17 protein-coding genes are annotated in these 13221 nt (G+C 72.1%); 10 read left to right on the top strand and 7 right to left on the bottom strand.

Going from position 1 to position 13221, the window contains the following annotated elements; all coding sequences use genetic code 11:
• Positions 1-25 precede the first annotated feature (25 nt).
• Together POF73_RS10910 and POF73_RS10905 are read right to left on the bottom strand one after the other, a co-directional pair.
• Positions 26-361, bottom strand: a complete 336-nt coding sequence (locus tag POF73_RS10910) for a YnfA family protein (protein WP_272114381.1) — start codon at positions 359-361, stop codon at positions 26-28.
• A 56-nt stretch (positions 362-417) separates the two neighbouring features.
• The gene (locus tag POF73_RS10905) at positions 418-825 is read right to left on the bottom strand and encodes a winged helix-turn-helix transcriptional regulator (RefSeq protein ID WP_272114380.1); all 408 of its coding nucleotides are present in this window, start codon (positions 823-825) and stop codon (positions 418-420) included.
• A 139-nt stretch (positions 826-964) separates the two neighbouring features.
• On the opposite strand from POF73_RS10905, the gene POF73_RS10900 reads away from it, so the two are divergent.
• Positions 965-1855 carry an NADP-dependent oxidoreductase gene (locus POF73_RS10900; protein ID WP_272114379.1) on the top strand — a complete coding sequence of 297 codons (891 nt, stop codon included), beginning with the start codon at positions 965-967 and terminating at the stop codon, positions 1853-1855.
• 172 nt (positions 1856-2027) lie between these two features.
• Here the strand turns inward: POF73_RS10900 and POF73_RS10895 are convergent, their stop codons facing one another.
• The gene (locus POF73_RS10895) at positions 2028-2852 is read right to left on the bottom strand and encodes a helix-turn-helix domain-containing protein (RefSeq protein ID WP_272114378.1); all 825 of its coding nucleotides are present in this window, start codon (positions 2850-2852) and stop codon (positions 2028-2030) included.
• Positions 2853-2936: 84 nt separating this feature from the next.
• Between POF73_RS10895 and POF73_RS10890 the strand changes: the two genes are divergently transcribed.
• From POF73_RS10890 to POF73_RS10875, 4 genes are all read left to right on the top strand, one after another.
• Positions 2937-3527, top strand: a complete 591-nt coding sequence (locus POF73_RS10890) for a TIGR03086 family metal-binding protein (RefSeq protein WP_272114377.1) — start codon at positions 2937-2939, stop codon at positions 3525-3527.
• A 496-nt stretch (positions 3528-4023) separates the two neighbouring features.
• Positions 4024-5091, top strand: a complete 1068-nt coding sequence (locus tag POF73_RS10885; RefSeq protein ID WP_272114376.1) for an LLM class flavin-dependent oxidoreductase — start codon at positions 4024-4026, stop codon at positions 5089-5091.
• 121 nt (positions 5092-5212) lie between these two features.
• Complete coding sequence (locus tag POF73_RS10880) at positions 5213-5953, top strand: response regulator transcription factor (RefSeq protein WP_272114375.1); 741 nt, start codon at positions 5213-5215, stop codon at positions 5951-5953.
• Positions 5954-7375 (top strand): ATP-binding protein, encoded by a 1422-nt coding sequence (locus POF73_RS10875; RefSeq protein WP_443049478.1) that lies wholly within the window; start codon positions 5954-5956, stop codon positions 7373-7375. It begins immediately after the preceding gene.
• Positions 7376-7544: 169 nt separating this feature from the next.
• On the opposite strand, the gene POF73_RS10870 is transcribed toward POF73_RS10875, so the two are convergent.
• A complete protein-coding gene (locus POF73_RS10870) occupies positions 7545-8138 on the bottom strand; it encodes a dihydrofolate reductase family protein (protein ID WP_272114373.1) in 594 nt (197 codons plus the stop codon).
• Positions 8139-8209: 71 nt separating this feature from the next.
• Between POF73_RS10870 and POF73_RS10865 the strand changes: the two genes are divergently transcribed.
• Positions 8210-8791 carry a TetR/AcrR family transcriptional regulator gene (locus tag POF73_RS10865; protein ID WP_272114372.1) on the top strand — a complete coding sequence of 194 codons (582 nt, stop codon included), beginning with the start codon at positions 8210-8212 and terminating at the stop codon, positions 8789-8791.
• A 77-nt stretch (positions 8792-8868) separates the two neighbouring features.
• Positions 8869-9084, top strand: a complete 216-nt coding sequence (locus POF73_RS10860) for a hypothetical protein (RefSeq protein WP_272114429.1) — start codon at positions 8869-8871, stop codon at positions 9082-9084.
• Between the two features lie 21 nt (positions 9085-9105).
• Here the strand turns inward: POF73_RS10860 and POF73_RS10855 are convergent, their stop codons facing one another.
• Positions 9106-9321 carry a hypothetical protein gene (locus tag POF73_RS10855; protein ID WP_272114371.1) on the bottom strand — a complete coding sequence of 72 codons (216 nt, stop codon included), beginning with the start codon at positions 9319-9321 and terminating at the stop codon, positions 9106-9108.
• A gap of 71 nt (positions 9322-9392) precedes the next feature.
• Here POF73_RS10855 and POF73_RS10850 point away from each other — a divergent pair, with 71 nt between their 5' ends.
• Both POF73_RS10850 and POF73_RS10845 read left to right on the top strand, forming a co-directional pair.
• Positions 9393-9917: an AAA family ATPase gene (locus POF73_RS10850; RefSeq protein WP_272114370.1), complete on the top strand. Its 525-nt coding sequence runs from the start codon at positions 9393-9395 to the stop codon at positions 9915-9917.
• A 42-nt stretch (positions 9918-9959) separates the two neighbouring features.
• Positions 9960-10625, top strand: a complete 666-nt coding sequence (locus POF73_RS10845; RefSeq protein WP_272114369.1) for a nitroreductase — start codon at positions 9960-9962, stop codon at positions 10623-10625.
• A 19-nt stretch (positions 10626-10644) separates the two neighbouring features.
• On the opposite strand, the gene POF73_RS10840 is transcribed toward POF73_RS10845, so the two are convergent.
• Positions 10645-11736: an ABC transporter substrate-binding protein gene (locus POF73_RS10840; RefSeq protein ID WP_272114368.1), complete on the bottom strand. Its 1092-nt coding sequence runs from the start codon at positions 11734-11736 to the stop codon at positions 10645-10647.
• Positions 11737-11890: 154 nt separating this feature from the next.
• Between POF73_RS10840 and POF73_RS10835 the strand changes: the two genes are divergently transcribed.
• Complete coding sequence (locus POF73_RS10835; protein ID WP_272114367.1) at positions 11891-12460, top strand: hypothetical protein; 570 nt, start codon at positions 11891-11893, stop codon at positions 12458-12460.
• Between the two features lie 95 nt (positions 12461-12555).
• Here POF73_RS10835 and POF73_RS10830 read toward each other — a convergent pair whose 3' ends face one another.
• Positions 12556-13188 carry an ABATE domain-containing protein gene (locus POF73_RS10830; RefSeq protein ID WP_272114366.1) on the bottom strand — a complete coding sequence of 211 codons (633 nt, stop codon included), beginning with the start codon at positions 13186-13188 and terminating at the stop codon, positions 12556-12558.
• Between the last annotated feature and the right edge of the window lie 33 nt (positions 13189-13221).

Here is a 13221-nt window from a genome sequence, read left to right as displayed (position 1 = left end):
GGTGCCGTCGGCTCCGTGGGTTTCGTCAGTTTCCGCGTGGTGCGTACATGATCACCGCCATGCCCGCGAGGCAGATCAGCGCGCCCGTCACGTCCCAGCGGTCCGGGCGGTAGCCGTCCGCGACCATGCCCCAGGCCAGTGAACCGGCGACGAAGACACCGCCGTACGCGGCGAGGATGCGGCCGAACTCGGCGTCGGGCTGGAGCGTGGCGACGAAGCCGTAGGCGCCGAGGGCCATGACGCCCGCGCCGATCCACAGCCGGCCGCGGTGCTCGCGCACGCCCTGCCAGACCAGCCAGGCGCCGCCGATCTCGAAGAGCGCGGCGACGACGAACAGGGCGGCGGAGCGGAGGATCAGCATGGCCGCCAGCTTCGCATGCCGCCGAGAACCCGCTCGCCGGCCTTCTCGCAAGCCCTCTAGTCGTCGAGGCTCTCGGTGTCATAGCGGTCGCGGGACTCCCGGACCTCGTCGAAGTGGTTCTCCGCCCAGTCCTTCACCGCGGTGAGCAGCTGGGCCAGGCTGTGGCCCAGGACGGTGAGCTCGTAGTCGACGCGGACCGGGACGGACGGGGTGACGGTGCGGGTGAGGAGACCGTCGCGTTCCAGTGAACGCAGGGTCTGGGTCAGCATCTTGGGGCTGACGCCCGCGATCTTGCGGCCGAGGTCGCTGTAGCGCATCGGGCCGGCGGCGAGGGCGGAGACGACGAGGCTGACCCACTTGTCGCTGATGCGGTCCAGGAGCTGGTTGGTGGGGCAGCTGCGGAGGAACGCGTCGTACTCGACGCGGGCCTGCTCGCGCCGCTGGGCCGCCGTCATGGTCGCCATGGCTCACCTCTGGGGTAGGTACGCACTCTGAGGTAACTACTTACTGATAGATAGTAACTCTTCCTAGGGTTGCGGCAGCAGAGAGAAGCAAGGAACACAGGCGCTGCAAGGAACGCCTGGGAAGCAAGGGAGAGTTGCTGTGCGTGCTGCTGTCGTGAACGTGTTCGGTGGGCCCGAGGTGGTCGAGGTCGTGGAGGCCGAGGTGCCGGAGCCCGGTGCGAGGCAGGTGCGGATCAAGGTCGCGGCGGCGACGTTGAATCCGGTGGATGCGGGGGTGCGAGCCGGGGTCTTCGGGGGTGCGGGGAAGCCGATCGGGCTCGGATGGGACGTGGCCGGGGTCGTGGACGCCGTGGGGGTGGGCAGCGCCTGGAGCGTCGGGGACGAGGTGGTCGCGCTCGACTACGGCATGGTCAAGCCGCTGGGCACACACGCCGAGTACGTCGTCGTGGACACGGACGCCGCGGCCAAGGCGCCGGCGACCGTCGACACCGTGCACGCGGCGACGCTGCCGCTGAACGCGCTCACCGCGGAACAGGCCCTGGACCGGCTGGAGTTGACGCCCGGCCAGTCGCTGCTGGTGACGGGCGCGGCCGGGGCCGTCGGCGGGTACGCCGTCCAGCTGGCCGCGCACCGGGGGATACCGGTGACCGGGCTGGCCCGGGAGGCGGACGAGGAGCTCGTACGGTCGCTGGGGGCGACGCCGGCCGTGAACGGTGCCGTCGGGGCGGGGAGCTTCGACGCGGTGCTTGACGCGGCGGTGCTCGACGAGCCGGCGCTCGCATGGGTGCGGGACGGCGGCGCGTACATCGGCGTCATTCCGCAGGCACAGCCCGGCTCTGTGCGGGGGGTGCGGACCGGGGCGGTCGAGGTGAGCGCCGATGGGCGGCGGCTGGCTGAGCTGGTGCGGTTGGTGGACGAAGGCGTGCTGACGACGCGGGTGGCCGAGACCTTCGCGCTCGACGACGCCGCCAAGGCCCATGCGCGGCTCGCGGAGGGCGGGGTGCGGGGGCGGCTGGTGCTGGTGCCTTGAGGGGTGGGGCCGGAGGTGGGGGCGTGACTGGTGGGTGGGGCGCCTTGCCCGCGCTGGGCAGGGTGTCCCGGTGCCTCAGCGCACACCCTGTGCATACGCCGTCGGTGGTACGCAGGGGGCGTGACCGGTGGGTGGGGCGCCTTGCCCGCGCTGGGCAGGGTGTCCCGGTGCCTCAGCGCACACCCTGTGCATACGCCGTCGGTGGTACGCCCACCGTCCGTGTGAAGTCACGGATCAGGTGGGCCTGATCGGCGTAGCCGAGGTCGGTGGCGAGGGCGGCCCAGTCGATGTCGGTGCGGGTGCCGGCCTGTTCCAGGGCCTCGTGGATGCGGTAGCGGAGGAGGACCCACTTGGGGCTGACGCCGACGTAGGCCGAGAAGAGGCGTTGCAGGGACCGTACGGACAGGCCCTCCGCGTGGGCGAAGTCGCTGACGCGGCGCACCGTGCGGTCGGCCCGGATGCGCTGGACGAGGGCCATGGCGAGGTCGGCCTGGGGGTCCGGGGCGCAGGGGACGGCGAGCAGGAAGGCGTCCAGGGCGGCTGCGCGGGCGGCGTCGGTGTCGGGGGTGACCACCGAGCGGGCGGTGTCGGGGGTGGCCTGCGGGAAGACCTCCTCGGCGGGCAGGGCCGCGCCCGTCCAGCGGGATACCGGTGCCTCGGGGGCGTACGGGCGGAAGCCGCCGGGGCGGAACTTCGCCCCGCAGACCCGGCCCCGTCCGGTCAGCTTCCTGGTGTAGAGGCCGAGGGCGACGCCGGTGACCTCGCCGTAGGGCGGCGCTGCTTCCTCGTCGACCCCGTCCCACTGGAAGGTGAGGTTGACGGACGGATGCGGGACGATGTGGGAGGCGTAGGGCTCGGGCAGGTCCCAGTCGATGAACCAGTACCACTCGACATGGCGGCGCAGCGGTTCGGCGGGCTCGTGGCGGCGGAAGCGGACGCGGCTGAGCAGCCCGGGCGGGTCGACTATCCCGCGGGTGTCGTGGCGGGGTGCCTCCATGAGCGGATCGTACGTCGGGATCGGCCGGGCGGGGCGTCGCGTTTCTTCAAGAAGAGCGGCTGTGGACGTCCCTACCGTCGGGGCATGGACACGAACGACGTGAAGACGTACGGCATCGGTGAGCTGCTCGCCATGGCGCGCGAGCGGGCCGTTCCGGTGGTGCGGGGCATTCCCGACACGGCGCTCGACGCGCCCACGCCCTGCGCCGAGTACGACGTGAAGGCCCTGGTCAATCACCTCTTCCAGGTGATCGTGCAGTTCCAGCGGCTGGCCGCGAAGGAGGCGTCGGACTTCGGTGAGACGCCCGACCGGGTCGGTGAGAGCCCCGGGTGGCGTGAGCGGCTCGCGGACGAGGCGGAGCGGCTGGTGGCGGCCTGGTCCGCGCCCGGGGCCGAGGACGGGACGACCGGCGGGATGAACATGCCGGCGCGGCTGGTCGGCTCGATGGCGCTGCTCGATCTGACCGTGCATGTGTGGGACCTCGCGCGGGCTACGGGACAGGACTACCCGGGCGCCGACGAGGCGGTCGTGACGGAGCTGGCCGGCGCGGTGGCCGAGCTGGCGCCGACGGCCCGGAAGATGGGCGTGTTCGGGGAGCCGGTGCCGGAGCCGGAGGGCGCGTCACAGTTCGAACGACTACTCGCACTGACCGGCAGGGATCCGCACTGGCGGTAGCCCGGTAGCCCGGTGGCCCGGTGGCCCGGTAGCCCGGTGGGTCGGTGGCCGGGTGGCCGGGTGGCCGGGTGGCCCGGTGGGGCGGCGACGGGACCGGACGAGCGACCCCGCTTCCGGCTGGTCGGCAAGGGCCCAGGCGGGCCGACGTCACTTCCGGCGGGGCGGCAGCGATCCCGGCCGGCGGCGTCATTTCCAGCGGACCGGGAGGTCCGGATGGACCGGCGTCACGTCCGGTGGGCCGGTGTTAGTCCGGCCGAGTCGGTGCGCCTCGCGGTGGGCCGGTGTTAGTCCGGCCGAGTCGGTGCGCCTCGCGGTGGGCCGGTGTCACTCCGGCCGAGCCGATGCGCCACCCGGTGGGCCGGTGTCATTCCGGCCGAGCCGATGCGCCACCCGCCCGGCCGGCCACACTCCCGCCCGCCCGGGAATAGCCCCCGCTCACCCCCCGTTCCCTCCCCAGGTATCGTTGAATGGTCAACCACCTGGAGGATGAGCGACCATGCAGTTCGGGATCTTCAGCGTCGGCGACGTCACGCCGGACCCCACCACGGGCCGTGCGCCGACCGAGCGCGACCGCATCAAGGCCATGGTCGCCATCGCGCTGAAGGCCGAGGAGGTCGGGCTCGACGTCTTCGCGACCGGGGAGCACCACAACCCACCCTTCGTGCCGTCGTCGCCGACGACGATGCTCGGCTACATCGCGGCGCGGACCGAGCGGCTGGTGCTGTCCACCGCCACCACCCTCATCACCACCAACGACCCGGTGAAGATCGCCGAGGACTTCGCGATGCTCCAGCATCTGGCCGACGGAAGGGTCGACCTGATGATGGGGCGCGGCAACACCGGCCCGGTCTACCCCTGGTTCGGCCAGGACATCCGCCAGGGCATCAACCTCGCCGTCGAGAACTACGCCCTGCTCCACCGCCTGTGGCGCGAGGACGTCGTGAACTGGGAGGGGAAGTTCCGTACGCCGCTGGAGGGCTTCACCTCCACCCCCCGCCCGCTGGACGGCGTACCGCCGTTCGTCTGGCACGGCTCCATCCGCTCGCCGGAGATCGCCGAGCAGGCGGCCTACTACGGCGACGGCTTCTTCCACAACAACATCTTCTGGCCGGCCGAGCACACCAGGCGGATGGTCGAGCTGTACCGGAAGCGGTACGCCCACTACGGGCACGGCACGCCGGAGCAGGCGATCGTCGGTCTGGGCGGGCAGGTCTTCATGCGGCGCAACTCGCAGGACGCGATCCGCGAGTTCCGCCCGTACTTCGACGTCGCGCCGGTGTACGGGCACGGCCCGTCGCTGGAGGACTTCATGGAGCAGACGCCGCTGACGGTCGGCTCCCCGCAGCAGGTCATCGAGAAGACGCTGAGCTTCCGCGAGTACGCCGGTGACTACCAGCGCCAGCTGTTCCTGATGGACCACGCCGGGCTGCCGCTGAAGACCGTCCTGGAGCAGATCGACATGCTCGGCGAGGAGGTCGTGCCGGTGCTGCGCAAGGAGTTCGCGAACGGCCGTCCGGCCGGTGTCCCCGACGCCCCCACCCACGCCTCCCTCAGGGCCGCGTAGCAGGTGACCTCCGTACGAGGCTCGTTTCCGGCGGTCCCGTGACGGTGAGAGCCCAGTAAGAAGGGTGATCGTATGTGCCTCATCACGGCTCAACCGCCGGAGGCCTTGGCACACTGACCTCGTGTCCCAGACTGTTCTCCTCGCCGAAGACGACCGCGCCATCCGCAACGCGCTGGAGCGCGCGCTGACCCTGGAGGGCTACCAGGTCACCGCGGTCGCCGACGGTGTCGAGGCGCTGGCCCAGGCCCATCGCACGCCGCCTGACGTGCTCGTGCTGGACGTGATGATGCCCGGTATCGACGGGCTCCAGGTCTGCCGGGTGCTGCGCGCCGAGGGCGACCGTACGCCGATCCTGATGCTGACGGCGCTCGTGGAGACCCAGGACCGGATCGCCGGCCTGGACGCGGGCGCCGACGACTACGTGGTGAAGCCCTTCGACGTCGAGGAGGTCTTCGCCCGGTTGCGCGCCCTGCTGCGCCGCACCAGCGAGGCGGGCGCCGCCGCCCCTGCCCCCGCCGACGCACCGAGGCAGGCCGCCCCCGATGCCCCCGGGCCGTCCGCCCGGCTGATCGAGGCGGCCGGGCTGCGGATGGACCCGCAGGCGCGGCGGGCCTGGCGGGGAGTGCGGGAGCTGGAGCTGACCAGGACCGAGTTCGAGCTGCTGGAACTGCTGGTGCGCAACGCCGGCATCGTCCTCGACCACTCCACCATCTACGACCGCATCTGGGGCTACGACTTCGGCCCCGGCTCCAAGAATCTCGCCGTCTACGTCGGCTACCTGCGCCGCAAGCTCGACCAGCCCGACGCGCCGCAGCTGATCCACACGGTGCGCGGGGTGGGTTACGTGCTGCGGGAGGACTGAGTGCGCCCGGCCCGCCGCAGGCTCGGCCGCCTGCTGACCGGACGCCGCCGCAGCGGCCTCGGCACCACCTTCGCCGTGTCCTTCGCGGCCGTGACCGCCGCGGTCACCGTCCTGGTGGGCCTGCTGTCGTACACCGCCGCCGCCCGGCTGGTGCGGGTGGACCAGGAGTCCGTGTTCGACGAGGTCGTGCAGGATCTGCGAGGCGAGGTGCGGCAGCGGTCGATGAACCCGGAGGACTTCTCCTCCTCCGCGCCCGGCCACGATCTCGTACGGCCCGCCCGTACCGACGTCCAGGTGCTGGGCCCGGACGGTGCGGTCGTCGACCCGGGCAGCCCGGGGCTGCCGGTCACGTCCGAGGACCGGCGGATCGCGGCCGACGCGACGGCCGGGCGGATGGTCCAGCACAAGGACGTCGGTGTCGACAGCGACGTCTACCGCGTCGCGACCGTCGCGCTCGGCGGCGGGCGGGGCGCCGTGCAGGTGGCCCAGGAGTTCAGCGACACGGAGGACCTGCTGCGGGCGCTCCAGCAGCGGACCCTGTTGCTGATGGCCGCGGTGGTGACGCTCGCGGGACTCTTCGGCTGGTGGCTGGCCCGGCGCATCACCCGCCGTCTGGTCGTCCTCACCGCCGCCGCCGAGGACGTCGCCCGCACCCGCCGGCTCGGCATCCAGGTGCCGGTCACCGGCTACGACGAGGTCGGCCGCCTGGGCCGCGCCTTCGACCGCATGCTGGGGCGGCTGGCGCAGTCGGAGGAGGACCAGCGGCGGCTGGTGCAGGACGCCGGCCATGAACTGCGTACGCCTCTGACGTCCCTGCGCACGAACATCTCCCTGCTGCGCCGCATGGACGAACTCCCGCCCGTCACCCGCGACGAACTCGTGGCCGACCTGGGCCAGGAGGCACGCGAGCTCACCGATCTCGTCAACGAGCTGGTCGACCTGGCGGCCGGGCAGTCCGACACCGAGCCGGTCCAGAAGGTGGACGTCGCCGACATCGCCGAGGAGGTGGCGGGCCTCGCCCGACGGCGCACCGGACGGCGGATCCAGGTCCGCGCGAGCGGCGAAACGACGGCGGAGGGCCGGCCGGGGATGCTCCAGCGCGCGGTGACCAACCTCGTGGAGAACGCGGCCAAGTTCGACCGCGACGGCACCGCGCCGATCGAGATCAGCGTCGCGGGCCCGGCGCGGCCCGGCACGGTCCGGGTGGAGGTACTCGACCGTGGGCCGGGCATCGCCGAGGACGACCTGATCCGCGTCTTCGACCGCTTCTACCGGGCCGCCGACGCGCGCTCGCTGCCCGGGTCGGGGCTGGGGCTGTCGATCGTGCGGGAGGTGGCGTTGTCGCACGGGGGTGCGCCGTTCGCCTTCCGGCGGGACGGGGGCGGGACGGTGATCGGGTTCACGGTCGGGGGCTCTGCCTGACCCGCTTCCCCCCGCCGGCCTCTCGTATCCCGCCGAGTATGTGTGCGGGAGCGGGAGCGGGAGCGAGTGTCGGTCGTGGAGGTGGTGGCGTGGCGCGGGCGCCGGCGGTCGCGGTTCCGCGGACGGCCGGCACCAGGTGAGCGGGCCGTGCGTGTGATCCCAGGTGTGCCTAGCTGCGGGTGAGGCGGGTGAGGGTGACGCCGTTGGGGAAGGCGGTGCGCTCGGCGACCTCGAAGGCGGTGGGGTCGAAGGCGCCGTCGAAGGCCGGGATCCCGGCGCCGGCGACCACCGGATAGTGCTTGATCACCAGTTCGTCGATCTCGGGCAGGAGGGCGCCGGCGAGCTTGCCGCCGCCGCAGAGCCAGATGCCCAGGCCGGTGCCCTCCTCCCGCTTGAGCTCGCGGACGACGGCGAGCGGGTTGCCGGGGACGACGGTGACGGCCGGGTCGACGTCGGGCTTGAGGGTGCTGGAGACCACGTACTGGCGCAGGTGTGCGTACGGGCTGGTGATGCCGTTGTCGAAGGCGGGACGGTAGGTGCCGAGGCCCATCATGACGGTGTCGAAGTGCCGGTTGGGTACGTCGGTGAGGCCGACGGCGGCCCGGTAGGCGGTCGGGACGGTCTCCGGGTACAGCGTGTTGGCCCAGGCGCTGTAGGCGGCGCTCTGCTGTTCGTCGCCGGCGGGGAAGAAGTCGTACTCGCCGCCGGGGCCGGCGATGCGGCCGTCGAGCGAGACGGCGACGTAGTAAGTGAGCTTTCGCATCTCTGGTAACCCCGTTCGTAGTACTCTCTCTGTAGTGGTTTGAAAGTAGTACTACAACTGGAGTGGTGTCAATGGTGCGACGGAACGACCAGCGGCGTGCCGCCCTCGTCGACGCGGCGATCGAGGTGCTGGCCAGGGAAGGTGCACGGGGCCTGACGTTCCGGGCGGTGGACGCCGAGGCCGCCGTGCCCGCCGGTACCGCATCCAACTACTTCGCCAACCGGGACGACCTGTTCACCCAGGCCGGCGCCCGGGTCTACGAGCGGCTCCAGCCCGACGAGGCCACCATCGCCCGTCAGCGGACGGCCGGCCGCGACCGGGAGACGTACGCGCAGCTGATGCGGGAGCTCGTCGGCCGGGTGGCCGCCTTCCGCACCGGGTACCTCGCGCTGCTCGAACTGCGCCTGGAGGCCACCCGCCGCCCCGAACTGCGCAAGGTCCTCACCGAGCGGGTCCGGGCCGATGTCGACGCCAACGTCGCCTACCACGAGGCCTCCGGCCTCCCCGGCGACGCCATGGCCGTCAAGCTGCTCATCCTCACCCTGAACTGGCTGATCGTCGAGCAGCTCACCCTGCCGGACGTCTTCACGGAGGCGGAGCGCGAACAACTGGTGACGGCGGCGGTCGAGCGCATCGTGGCGGCCGAGCACTGAAAGGGGCCTGTGTCCGTCCGTATGAAGTCCCGTGAAAACGGTCACCGTTGGGCCACCGCTCCGTACACTCCGTGACCGTGCCGACGCTACGGGCCGGGCACGAAGTCGCCGGCCGCCACCTCCTCCAGGAACCCATCGGCCGAGGCGGGATGGGCGTCGTGTGGCAGGCCTGGGACGAGACGCTGCGGCGGACCGTCGCGGTCAAGTGCGCGCGGCCGGACGGCGGGCAGGCCGCGAAGCGGTCGCCCTCGGCGGCCGCTACCTGCTGCACGAACCCCGCCCACAGCCCCTGACCTGGCGGCACCGGTCCGCCCTCAGCCCTCCCACACGTCCGGCCCGCCGCTCCGCCACTCGATCAGTGCGGACGCCCGCACCCAGTCGTCGTCCACGTCCTCCAGGCCCGCCAGGCGCAGGAACTCGACGACGTCGAGCAGCCCGTACGCCATCCCCACGAACCGGTCGTCGACACGGACACGCCGACCGCCGTCCTCGGCAGGCGGGTAGATCACGATCGGCTGCGCGCTGGCCATGATTCCCAGCGTCGGCGCCGTACGCAGGCGCCGCTACTTGGGATAGCCCTTTGGCGCTAGCCTCGGATGCCATGATCGTATGGCTCAACGGCACCCACGGCGCGGGCAAGACGACGACCAGTTCACTCGTGCAGCAGCTGATCCCGGATTCACGGGTGTTCGACGCCGAGAAGGTCGGCGAGACGCTCATGGACATCAAGCCGGGACTGCCCGCGACGGACAACTTCCAGCACTGGCCGCCGTGGCGGCCGCTCGTCGTCGAGACCGCCCGGCGCGTACTCGACTACACCGGCGGCACCCTGGTGGTGCCCATGACCGTCCTGGTCGAGGAGTACTGGCGCGAGATCAGCTCGGGCCTCGCCCAACATGGCATTCCGGTACGGCACTTCGTCCTGCACGCCGACCAGGACACCCTCCGTGGGCGCATCGCGGGGGACACTGTTCTCGGCCCCGACTCCCCGTTCCGTCTCCAGTACCTGAAGCCCTACGCCGAGGCCGCCCGCACCTGGCTGCACGCCGAGGCCGAGGTGGTCGACACCACGCACCTCACGCCCGACCAGGCCGCCCGGCGGATCGTGGAGGCCGTCCAGAGCTGAGGTCCGCCGACCACAGCCCGACCTGGCAGAGGACGAGAAGACGTGGACGTGTACGAGGCCGTTGACAGCCGCCGGGCCGTGCGGGCGTTCAGCGACGAGCCGGTGCCCAGAGAGGTGCTGCACCGAGTGCTGGCCGCGGCGACGCGGGCTCCGTCGAGCGGGAACCTCCAGCCGTGGCATGTGTACGTCGTGAGCGGCGAGCCCTTGGCCGAACTGAAGAAGCGCGCGACGGCCAGGGCGCTGGAGGGGGACCCCGGCGATGAGCGGGAGTACCCGATGTACCCGGCCGAACTGACCTCGCCGTACCTGGACCGTTTCTCCGCCGCGGCCGCCCAGCGATACGCGGCGCTGGGTATCGAGCGCGACGACGTCGACCGGCCCAGGAAGATCGCCGCCCTGAACACGGAGGCGTTCGGGGCTCCGGTCGTGCTGTTCTGCTATCTCGACCGGACGATGGGGCCCGGACAGTGGGGGGACGCGGGGATGTACCTGCAGACGGTCATGCTGCTGCTGAGGGCGGAGGGGCTGCACAGCTGCCCGCAGGTGATGTGGACGATGTACCGCAAGACCGTCGGTCGGACGGTCGGCGCCGATGACGGTCTCGCACTGTTCTGCGGTGTCGCGGTGGGATTCGAGAAGCCGGGCGTGCCGCGGCTGCGCACCGGGCGGGCAGACATCACGGAAACCGTGAGCTTCATCGGAGCGTGACGGGGCCTCGCCCCGAAACTCAAACGGCGTGCAGGATCCGGAAGCGATCGGGCTCCGCCGGATCCCGGTCGACGACTTGGATCGGCGCCCGAGCCCATTGCCACACGCTGATGCCCGGTGTGCACGAGAACTCGACCAGTCCACGGGTGCCCTCGACTGCGACGTGCGGCCAGGACTCGGCGGTACGCGCCCGGTCCGCGCCGTGAGACCGCAGCACCTCGGCGAGGACGGCGACCGTGTCGTAGCCCTCGAACGCGACGAAGGAGGGCGCTCCGCCCAGCCGCTCGCGCAGGGCCGTCTCCACTCGTGCACCGAGTGGGCTCAGGCGCTCGGGCAGGTAGCGCAGGAACGGGATCGCGGCGCCGTCGGCGCCCAGCAGCGTCGCCCATTCGGCGAACTCCGGCTGCCCGGCCGGAGCACCGATCATGACCTGGGCGAGGCGCCGGTCGCGGCGGACGGACCTGACGATCGGCACGGCCGGCTCCGGGTGGCCGACCAGAAGAAGGAGGGCTGTGGCGCGACGGTCGGCGAGTTCGTCGCACACGGCCGCGGGGGTGAGCGCGCGCGTGTCGAGTTCGATGACGGTGCCGCCGCGTGCGGCGAGGTGGTCCCGCAGGATGCGGACCCCGGACGCCCAGTAGACACTCGGCTGGGTTGCCACGGCGATCCGGCTGTGGCCCGCGCCGAGGAGGAAGTCCGCGTAGACCTGCCAGCCGCGGGACTGCGGCGGGGAGAGACGCGCGACCCATCGCGTCGGCTGTTCGGTGAGCGCGTCGAGAACCGCTGACGAGCACAGGAACGGCAGGCCGAGGGCGTCGGCCCTGGTGGCGGCGGCGCGAGCGACAACGCTGTGATACTCGCCCGCCACGGCGGCCACGCCCAGGCGGGCCAGCTCGTCCACGGCCGCCGCGGCCCGCTGTGGATCGGCCGCGGTGTCCCGGACCACCAGCTCCAGCGGCCTTCCGCCGATCCCGCCGGCGTCGTTGACGTCACCGACGGCCAGCTCAAGACCGGCGAGCAGGTGCCGGCCCGCCTCGGCCCAGCCAGGCCGACTCAGCGGGACGAGCACACCGATCCGAACGGGGACCATCTGGATGACCATGCCGGTCATTGCATCCACCGCCGCCGCCCGCAGGCAACCGGTTTAGCCGTCGGCGACACTCGCGCGCGTTGCTCACCGTGCATGATCAATTACGGGGTGTTTGGGTGGCGGTGAGGGGTGCCGTCCATGGGTCCCTCTCCCGAAGCAAGGAGAGATGCGCAGCATGAAGATCGCGAAGAGTTCCCTGACGCGTACCGTCGCCCCGGTCCTGGTCGTGGGTGTGTCCCTGGCCGCGTTCGCCGTGCCCGCGACCCCCGCCTTCGCGCAGGGGACGCCCGGCTCCGTGGTGGACCGGGTCGGCGGCACCGTCCGGATTCTCGCCCGCGCCGACGTGGCGAACCGCATGAGGGTCGGCCTGTCCGGCAACGGGCACCTGATCGTCGAGGACGACACGCACATCCAGGCGGGCCAGGGCTGCACGATCATGCCCGGCACCGACAACACCGCCGCCGACTGCGGTCCCGCCACCGGATCGGGCGGGGTCACCGGGATCAACGCCGCGCTGGGCAACTTCGGGGACAGCTTCTTCTCCACCGCACCCGTCAACACCAACATCAACGCGGGCACCGGCGGTGACTTCATCCGCACCGGCTCCGGCAACGACACGATCAACCTCCGCGACGGCGTGATCGGCAACGACGCGGCCGCCTGCGACGGCGGCGGCAACGACGCGGTGGTCGGCAACCTCCGGGACGTGATCACGCCGGACTGTGAGCGGCGGGTGAGGTTCTAGTCCGGTGGGTCGTGCGGCCGGTGGTTCGGTGGGCGCCGGCAGTTCGGTGGGCCGGGTGGTCCGTCAGCCCGGCGGTAAGGGAGTCCGCCGGCCCGTCAGCCTGCCGGTGCGTCGTCCGTCGTGGCCCGTGTGCGGCGGGCATACGCGCGTGCCGCTCGGGCGCGGTCGCCGCAGCGGGTGGAGCACCAGTGGCGGCGGCCGTGCCGGAGCAGGTAGCGGTTGCAGGGGGCGGAGCCGCAGGCCGTGAGACGGTCGGCGTCGGGTGAGGTGAGCAGGTCGGCGGCGTCGGCGGCGAGGGTCGCCAGGGCGTGGTCGACGATCTCGGTGGTGGGGTGCGGGGCCGCGCGGTAGGGGCCGTCCTTGTCGTCCCACCGCAGGAGCGGGGCGGTGGGCACCCTGGTCATCGCGTCGTTCACGGCGGCCAGCGCGGCGGGGAGGGCGGGCAGTGCCGCCACCCGGGAGTCGAACAGGGACCGGACCTGCTCGCGCAGCGAACGCAGCTGGGCGGCGCACATCTCCCGCATCCCGGCGTCGACCGGGGCGAGGTCCCGCTCGACGAGCCATTGGTTCGCCGCGGCCGGAGTGCCCAGGAGATCGACGAACTGCCCGCCCGGCAGCGCGATCACGCTGTTGACGAGGGCCAGCGACGGGTACTGCTCCGCCCCCGGCGCGGGCGGGATCGGAGCCTCGGCGGTCTCCGGCACGGTCCCCATGACGGTCTCCTTCATGGCCCCATGGTAAGAACCCGGCGCGACCAGGGT

The sequence above is a fragment of the Streptomyces sp. HD genome (assembly GCF_028369295.1).
In the GTDB taxonomy this organism is placed as follows: domain Bacteria; phylum Actinomycetota; class Actinomycetes; order Streptomycetales; family Streptomycetaceae; genus Streptomyces.
Note: the sequence above shows the minus strand (reverse complement) of the source record. Positions and strands in the feature narration are given on the sequence as shown.